Annotated in this window: 3 protein-coding genes; all 3 read left to right on the top strand. The window is 34.8% G+C overall.

Annotation, left to right across the window (positions count from 1 at the left end):
* Nucleotides 1-266 precede the first annotated feature (266 nt).
* From JT718_RS16305 to JT718_RS16295, 3 genes are read left to right on the top strand one after another with little or no spacing between them, the layout of a single operon-like run.
* On the top strand, nt 267-3,530 hold the full coding sequence (locus JT718_RS16305; RefSeq protein WP_205503837.1) for a DEAD/DEAH box helicase family protein: 3,264 nt from the start codon (nt 267-269) through the stop codon (nt 3,528-3,530).
* Between the two features lie 52 nt (nt 3,531-3,582).
* Nucleotides 3,583-7,251, top strand: a complete 3,669-nt coding sequence (locus JT718_RS16300) for an Eco57I restriction-modification methylase domain-containing protein (protein WP_205503835.1) — start codon at nt 3,583-3,585, stop codon at nt 7,249-7,251.
* Between the two features lie 2 nt (nt 7,252-7,253).
* Complete coding sequence (locus JT718_RS16295; protein ID WP_205503830.1) at nt 7,254-9,194, top strand: AAA family ATPase; 1,941 nt, start codon at nt 7,254-7,256, stop codon at nt 9,192-9,194.
* Nucleotides 9,195-9,284 lie beyond the last annotated feature (90 nt).

The raw sequence follows: 9,284 nt of genomic DNA, 5'->3' as shown, positions 1-9,284 counted from the left end.
GTATATTGTAATGGTCTGTTCTGTCATGGCTGTTGCATTTTAAAAGTGTCCAAACTTTAAAACGTACTCCGGCCGCTGGCAGAACAGATTTTTTTATTACGTGTGAAATATCTCGCAACTTGAGTTAACTAATTAAAACGCTCCAAGGTAAGGAGCGTTTTGAACTTTTGCTGGAGCCTATGTCATAGCTAATAGCTTTAATGAGTTAATCAATCTTCTTTGTCTTTTTCGCTACTTTGTGAAGATGTGGCAATATTATTTTAAATATGAGTACAAAATTTTTTACAAACGAAGATCATAATACACTTCTAAATAAAATCGAGGGCATCTTTAAACATAAGAATATCTACTTTTTAGATGCCTTAGTTGGATATTTTAGGGCTTCTGGTTACTTCCAAATTCGGAAATTCGTTGAGAGTGCAGAGGAGATCAGAATACTTGTTGGTATTAATATCGACTCTTTAGTTTATAAAGCAAATCAACAAGGGCTATTATTTGATGGAGATTCAGAAAAAGCACAGGAGGAGTTTTTTCAGGAAGTAAAAAAAAATATTCAAGAAGCAGCTTATGATAAAGAGGTTGAAGAAGGTATGCTTCAATTTATCAAAGACATTTCTACAGGAAAGCTTATAGTCAAAGTTCATCCCAAACAAAACATACACGCTAAGATTTACATCTTCAGAGAAAAGGTTAAGCATGATCATGGTTATGGCTCCGTAATAACAGGTTCAAGTAATCTTACAGATGCAGGGCTCTCGAAGAACTTTGAGTTCAACGTAGAACTTAGGGACAACTCTGATATTGATTTTGCTACTGAGACCTTTGATAAACTTTGGGAAGAAGCTGTTCCTGTAGACAGTGATTATATAGATAGGCTTAAAAAAGACACCTATATTAATGATGACTATACTCCTTACGAGGTTTACCTAAAATTTCTGATTGAGTATTTTGGTAAAAGTATAGAGTTTAACCCTAACTCTATTGCGGACCTTCCAAAGGGGTTCAAAAGGCTTTCTTATCAGGTAGATGCTGTTAATGATGGTTATGCTAAGATGATGAAGCATGGTGGTTTCTTCTTGGCAGATGTTGTTGGTCTCGGAAAAACTATTGTTTCTACACTAATTGCGAAAAAGTATTTTTATTCAAATGGCTTCCCAGAGCACCGTTCCAGAACACTGATTATTGTACCTCCAGCTCTTTACGATAACTGGGCTGAAACAATAGATAAATTTAACCTAGACAATGTTAAAATCATTACCAATGGTAGCCTTCATAAAATAAATGATGCTAGCAGATATGATCTTGTAATAGTTGATGAGGCCCATAAATTTAGGTCGGATACGGCTGCCATGTACAATCAGCTGCAGAAGATTTGTAAAACACCAACAAGAAGAACTATGCCTGATGGCACAGTAATTCAAAAGAAAATTATTCTTGTTTCAGCTACTCCCTTAAATAATAAACCAGAAGACATAGCTAATCTTGTCTATCTATTTCAAAACAGTAAAGATTCAACACTCGAAACAGGTAATCTACAGCATTTCTTTAGAGTACGAATTGATGCTTATAAGAAGCTAAAAACGGAGAAAGACATTGCAAAGGTACAGGAGGGAGTTAAGCTGATTTATGAAAAGATCAGAACTAAGGTGATAGAACCTCTTACTGTTAGGAGAACCCGAACAGACTTGATGGCACATAAGCTTTACGCTGAAGATTTGGAAAAACAAGGCATAAAATTCCCTGAGGTGAAGAAGCCTGAAAAAATCTTATATGCTTTAGAGCCTCATTTAGAAGATTTATACGATAAAACTATTTATGTCCTAAGCCATGAAATAAAAGGATTAAGGTATAATCGGTATAGAGCTATTGGTTTTTTGAAGCCACACAAAAAAGCTAAGTATAAACAAGCAGACATGATTTCAGCTCAACTTGCTAAAATCATGAAGACGCTTCTGGTAAAGCGCATCGATAGTAGTTTTTATGCCTTCAAGCAGTCTCTTCATAGATTTATGAGAGCTACTGAAGCTATGGTGACAATGTTTGAGAATGGCAAGATTTATATTGCACCAAATCTACCAGTTTCAGATTTTATAAATGAAGGAAGGGAAGAAGAGCTGTTGGAAATAATACTTGAGCAGTCTATTGAAGACCCTACCATTGAAATCTGTGAGCCAGACGATTTTGAATATGATTTCTTTCCAGGTCTTGTTCACGATCTGAAATTATTAAAAGAGCTTGATCAGGATTGGCAGTTAGTAGAAGAAGATCCAAAGCTAGAAGTCTTTGTGGAATACTTGCAAACAAGGTTGTTATCAAAGAAAATTAATCCTCAGTCTAAGCTCGTTGTATTCTCTGAGAGCAAAGAAACAACTGACTATTTGGCTCAGGAGCTTCCAAAATATGTATCAGAAAATATTATATCAGTTAATAGTAAGACTCGGAAAGACTTAATGCCGACAGTGAGGAAGAACTTTGATGCTAATCTTCCTAAAGATGATCAAGTTAACGATTATAGTATCATTTTAACTACAGAGGTTTTGGCCGAAGGTGTTAACCTACATCGTTCTAATGTTATTGTTAACTATGATACCCCTTGGAACTCTACTCGCCTTATGCAGAGGATTGGACGTGTAAATAGAATAGGGTCTACTGCTAATCAAGTATATGTTTTTAATTTTTATCCTACAGCAAAAGTAAATAATGACATAGAGCTGGAGAAGAAAGCTATTATGAAATTGCAAGCATTTCATGCAGCCCTTGGTGAGGATAGTCAAATCTATTCTCCTGATGAGGAATTCGAAACTTTTGGTCTTTTCGATAAAGAAGCTGAAGAAGAGAAGGATGAGAAGCTTGCTTATCTAATGTTGATAAGAGATTTAAAGTCTAATCGACCTGGGCTATTCAAAAAGATAAAAGACATGCCATTAAGGGCTAGAGTAGGTCGTAAAAACAAGGAGCTTGATCAAAGTACAATTTGCTACATAAAGGACAATAGGAGAGATGCCTTCATACATGTTAAAGGTAATGAAGAAGTAGAAGAACTCACCTTTTTGGAAACAGTAAAAATATTTGAGGCTGTGTCTACTGAAGAAGGAGTGGGGCTACATTTCAAGCACCATGAACAAGTACAGGCAGGTGTTCTTTTGTTCTCCGATTTACTAGAACGAGATAAGGCTAAAGACAGGAAAATAGATGTGACCCAAGGTCCTAACGAAAAGAAGGCTAATGCCTATCTTGATGCTATTATGCTTATCCCTTTAGTAAATGAAGAAGAAAAGAATTTAATTATTAAAGCGAAGGAAGCTATACGATTAGGCAAATTTCAAAACTTACAGCGTGACATTAACAAGTTTCAGCGAGCTGTAAAGAAAACTCCTTTGAAGGCAGCCATAATACTTGAAAAGATGGTTGAAATCCTTAGAGGGTATCCTTTGATGAATGAAGAGCCTGAACAAGAGTCACTGCCAATAGTGGTAAAAGTTAAGTCTGCTAATCCAGAAATTATAATTTCTGAGAGCTTCAAACTTTAATAGTAAACAAAGTAAAGTGACACCTTTAAAAGTGTCATATTAGAATTAACTAATGAAAGAGAAAGAGCTTAAGCTTAAGTTAAAGCAACGTTTTCAGCTTGAGAACTGGAAAGAAATATTACCATTGTTCTTTAAAAAGATAGATTATTTTAGTAGGCCTGAACACCTCTTCACTAATACAGATAGAGTTGTCGATGGCAGACAGGTAGGGACTATAAAACTGGATGATGGAAAACAATTAGCAATATTCACTATTGAGGTAAAAGACAATGTAAATATTGTTCGTAATCGCAAAGATTTACGGGACATTGCGGCAAAGCATATTGATCAAAACATTATTCATGGTGCTCTTGCTTTCTTCTTTAATGAAAAGCAGGCGGATTATCGATTCTCATTTATTGCTAAGGAAGCAAGTATCAACTTTGAAACTGGGGAGCTAATAAAAGAAGAAACCAAGCCAAAGCGTTACACCTATTTACTCGGGCCTAACGAAGCTTGTACCACCCCTGCAAAAAGGATGTTGGTGCTTGCTGACAAAAGAGACAGTGGTAAGATTGATATCAATCAGTTAAAGGATGTTTTCTCAGTTGAAACACTAAATAAGGATTTTTTCAAATCTTATAAAGCACATTACGAGAAATTTTGGAAACACTTAGCCAGTGAAGACAACATCTACAGAGAAAGGTTAATAGATGCTGCTAAAGGTCTTGACCTTCCAAAAGATAAGAAAAAGGCACTGCAAGAAAAGCCAATCCGAGATTTTGTTAAGAAATTGCTTGGTCGTATTGTTTTCCTTCACTTTTTACAGAAGAAAGGATGGATGGGCTGTTCGAACACTAATGGGGATTGGTTAGATGGTGAGCCACGTTTTATGCAGTTACTGTTTGATAGCTTCTCTCAACCAGAGAAGTTTCATAGCCAATGTTTGACTAAGCTTTTTTTCAATACTTTAAATTCAAAACGAACTAATGATAGATTTAAAGTAGAAGGTTTACATGGCAAACTGTATGGCTCTAGAGTACCTTATTTGAATGGTGGATTATTTGAGCCAGACAAGAATAGGGCAACTCTAGAAGTTGACTTCCCAGTTGACTATTTCAAGGAGCTTTTTGATTTTTTTGAGCAATACAACTTTACTGTTGATGAAAACAGTCCAGAAGACCATGAAGTAGGTATTGACCCTGAAATGCTAGGTCATATTTTTGAAAACTTACTAGAAGAAAATCGAGAAAAGGGAGCATTCTATACACCTAAGGAAATCGTGCAGTACATGTGTCAGGAAAGCCTAATACAGTACTTGCTAAATACTTTTTCAGCTCAGAAAGATATTGAACTCTTTGTTAGACAAAATTCGATATCTCCATTCTTGGCGCAAAGAGAAAATGCCATATTACTTAATCAGAAACTAGATGATATAAAGGTGTGTGATCCAGCAATAGGTTCTGGGGCTTTCCCAATAGGAATGTTGCAGGAGATTTTTGAGACAAAACGTCACATATACCCTCATTTAAAAACTAATCAGGAGTTCAAACCAGCTGAAGTAAAGAAAAGGATAATTCAGAACTCTATATATGGGGTAGATCTGGAAAAGGGTGCTGTAGACATAGCACAACTTCGTTTCTGGTTATCATTAGTTGTTGAAGAGCTTAACCCACACCCACTGCCTAACCTTGATTATAAGATAATGCAAGGTAATAGTTTACTTGAGCAGTACGAAGGTATTGACCTGAGTAGAGTTGCTAACTTTAAAGAACCCGAGGTAAGGTTTTATCAGGCAGATATGTTTGCAGAACCTAACCAAGAATATGGTTTTTCGGAATCTAACAGAAATACTATTAAGGAGCTACTTGATGAGTATTATATAGTGGAAGATAAATCACAGAAGAACTCCATTCACAAAAAGATAGATAAAATTGTGATGGAACACATTGATAAGTCATTAGAGTTCTTCGAAAACAGATTGTTAATTGAAATTGCTACTTATGAAAAGCATTTGCATTCTAAAACTAAGAGTTTACCAGAATCTCAAAAAACGTTATTTCTACAGAAAAGCAAGGAGCTAAAGGAAATAGAGAAGCGACAAGAGCAGTTAGAATCTAAGTCGGCTGCACGTAAGCGTCTGCAGGAATTTGAAGAGACAGATGAAAGACCATACTTTTTATGGCACTTATACTTTATGGATGTTTTTGAACAAGGTGGTTTCGATATAGTAATAGGAAACCCACCTTATATCCAACTCCAAAGTATGGGCAAGGATGCTGCTGCTCTTGAAAGTGCTGACTTTGATACTTTTGCTAAAACTGGTGATATTTATTGCCTTTTTTATGAGAAGGGAAATCAACTTCTAAAGGAAAAATCAGGCATTTTGACTTATATAACTTCTAATAAATGGATGAGTGCGGCCTATGGTAAGAACTTTAGAAAATTTTTAACTGAAAAAACAAATCCAACTCTTCTAATAGATTTTTCAGATGCAATTATTTTCCCTACAGCTGTTGTCTTTGTCAATATTCTAATGTTTAAAAGTGAAGCTTTTGATGGAGGTGTCTGGGCGGTTAAAGCTAAAGAAGATTACAAAGTAGGTAGAGATCATCTAAGCACTTACATTAATGAAAAGAAAATATTTATAAAGGAATTAAATGAAGATAATTGGACAGTTGTAGATAAACAAGACTATATTATAAAAAATCGGTTAGAATCTATAGGAACCAAATTGAAGGACTGGGATGTACAATTTAATGCTGGTATCAAGACAGCTATGAATCCTGCATTTCATATTCCAGAAGAACGTAAGAATGAACTTATAAAGATTGATACAAGGAATAAAGAAATTATCAAACCGATGCTTCGTGGTAAGGATATCAAAAGATGGACTTATACTTTCAAATCATGGTATCTAATAAACTCCCATAATGGTATTCGTGAGAAAAATATTCCTCCCATCAATGTAGAAAAAGATTACCCATCCATTTATTCCCACTTTTTAGACTTTTACGATAAAAATAGCCCCAAAGCTGTTTTATTGCCTAATGGAAGCTACCAGACAATGGTAGACCGCAAAGATCAAGGCGATCATTGGACAAACCTTAGGAATTGTGCTTTCCTAGATGAGTTTGAAAAAGAAAAGATTGTCTGGATTGAAATTTCTGATAGAGCTAATTATTGTTTAGATAATTCAGGCTACTACTTAACTAATTCAGCATACTTTTTGACAGGAAAAAATCTGAAATATTTAGTTGCTGTACTAAATAGTAGAGTAATGGATTTTTATCACTTTCAGAATACAGCTCAAATTGCAGGTGGCCGAAAGCGCTATACTAAACAATATGTAGAGCTTCTTCCTATTCCTAAAGTTAGCCAAGATGTAATGATGCCTTTTGAGGTGCTGACTGATTATCTCATTCATCTAAATGATCCCACTCACGGGAATATTCTTGAAAAAACGAGCAATGAGGTCCTTAATAAATTATTTGAGGATGTTCTGAACCTAATGGTATACGAGATATACTTTGGAGAAGAAATGACATCTAAAGAGATTGACATTCTAAAGTTTATTAACTTCCCTAACATTTCTCAGTTAGAAAATTTAGAAGAACAAAAAACGGTTATCCGAAAAGTATATTTTGAGTTGCAGCAAAAAGATAATCCGGTCAGAAATAGGTTACTAGTTGCAAATACTAGAAGTGAGACTATTGCAAGGGTTAATGCTGCAACTGTATAGGTATGAAAAGAATCACGAGAGTACATATCAATAACTTTAAATTTTTTCCTGATGCAGAACCAATTGAAATAGATGGGAAAAATATATTGTTGTATGGAGAAAATGGTTCTGGAAAATCATCATTTTATTGGGCACTTTATACTTTATTGGAAAGCTCAATCAAACCTAACCCTAGCCAGATAAAAAAGTATTTCAATAAATTAAATTCTGAAAGCTTAGTAAACATTCATGCTCAAGCAGATCCTCAGGGAATTAGCAATAGCTTCATTAAAATCACTCTAAATGATAATTCATTCTTTGAGGTAAGCCATAACAACACCTCTATAAATCAAAATCAAGGAGCAGAAGAAAGTCTATTAGCTAGTGATTTCCTAAACTATCGTTTACTTCAAAGGGCACATTCAGTAAAGCATAGTGAAGAAATTGACCTTTTACCTTTATTTGATGAAGCTGTTTTCAACTATATTCAATTCAATCCTACTAGCTGGCATGATGCTTCAGGAGTTGCAATCATCTTAAATGATGCTAGCTCGATTTATAAGGTTGTTAAGTCTGGCCCTGATAAAACATATCCTAAACTGAATGGAGCACTTGGCTATCCCCAAAAAGCTGCCCATAGTTCTTCATATAGAGAGTTTACAAATTTAGTCTCACGGTTCGAAACTGACCTTGGTACGCTTATACAGAATATAAATGAGCGTGTAAATCCTATTATCCAGGGTAAGCTTAACTTCAATATTACATGTAAACTTATTTTTCAATTAATTTCTAAACACAAATTAACTGAAGCTAATTATTCCCAGCCCCAGTACGCAATAAGATTGGTAATCGAGGATTTCAATGGCCAAGGTCCTGTGTTGAAGCCACAATCTTTTTTAAATGAAGCTCGTCTTTCTGCAATAGCTTTGTCAATAAGGCTTGCAATAATGGAAGTAAGGCTTCAAGATGCTCCTGTAAAGATTCTTGTTCTCGACGACTTAATGATTAGCCTTGATATGTCGAACCGAGACAAGATTGTAAGGCTGATTCTTGAAGAATATGCTTTTTGTAAAGACGAGGGAGGAAATGACAAAGGTCATCAGACTTTTATCTTAACACATGACAGGTCATTATTCACTTTCATTAAAAATGATATATCAAATCTACCACCAGATAAGTCAGCGACATGGAAGTTGATCGAAATGTATGCAGATGATATTGATGATAATGATCCAAACAGTATAGAAAAGCCTAATATTTTCTATAATGAGAGTGATCTAGCAATAGCAGTTAAGCATTACAAAAATCATGATTATCCTGCCGCCGCTAATTATTTAAGAAAATACTCTGAAGAAATACTTTGTAATTGGTTGCCTGAATTCTGCTGGAAGGATAAAGAAAGCAGGGATAAGAGTAACAACAAAATTGCTCTACATAATATTTTAGAAACAGCTTTAAATGTGTTTTGGCCATCTTTTGGAATCAATTGTGCTGAGTATAAAGAGCTCAAAAAGTATGTGCGAATCTTGTTGAATCCGCTTAGTCATGCTGATGTAGGCGTCGAAAGGTATAAAGAAGAGATAAAGCAAGTTATACGCATTTTAAAACAAATAGTACTTATCCATTCCTCTATAGAGTATAAGGTGGTAATAGCTGGTGGAGAAGTAATTCAAATAAGAATAACAGATGCAAAGGGAGATTCTTATTCTGCTAATTATGAGTTGAATGATAGCTTGTACAAGTTGATTAATTTTCCTTTCACTCCTTATTCTTCATTTAGTGGGAAAATAGTTTCTTGGGAAAAGGTTGAAGTTAATGGGAATACAACGAATGGGAAGTTTAGTAACAAACTAAAAAAAACAATGGAAGAAAACCATGCTGATTTTTTACAACTCAATGGTGTACATGGCTCCACAAACTGGATGGATGATCTTTATTTTGTTAATGGGAATAAGTTGACATAAATAAGTTAGATACTTTGCACAATATCAAAGAACCTATTTTCTTTCAGTTATATTCATGAGTTTTAAGGTGGTGTGTGAATACATAATAGA

This window comes from Rufibacter psychrotolerans (assembly GCF_016924645.1).
Taxonomy (GTDB): domain Bacteria; phylum Bacteroidota; class Bacteroidia; order Cytophagales; family Hymenobacteraceae; genus Nibribacter; species Nibribacter psychrotolerans.
This window is presented reverse-complemented; position numbering and strand designations above follow the sequence as displayed.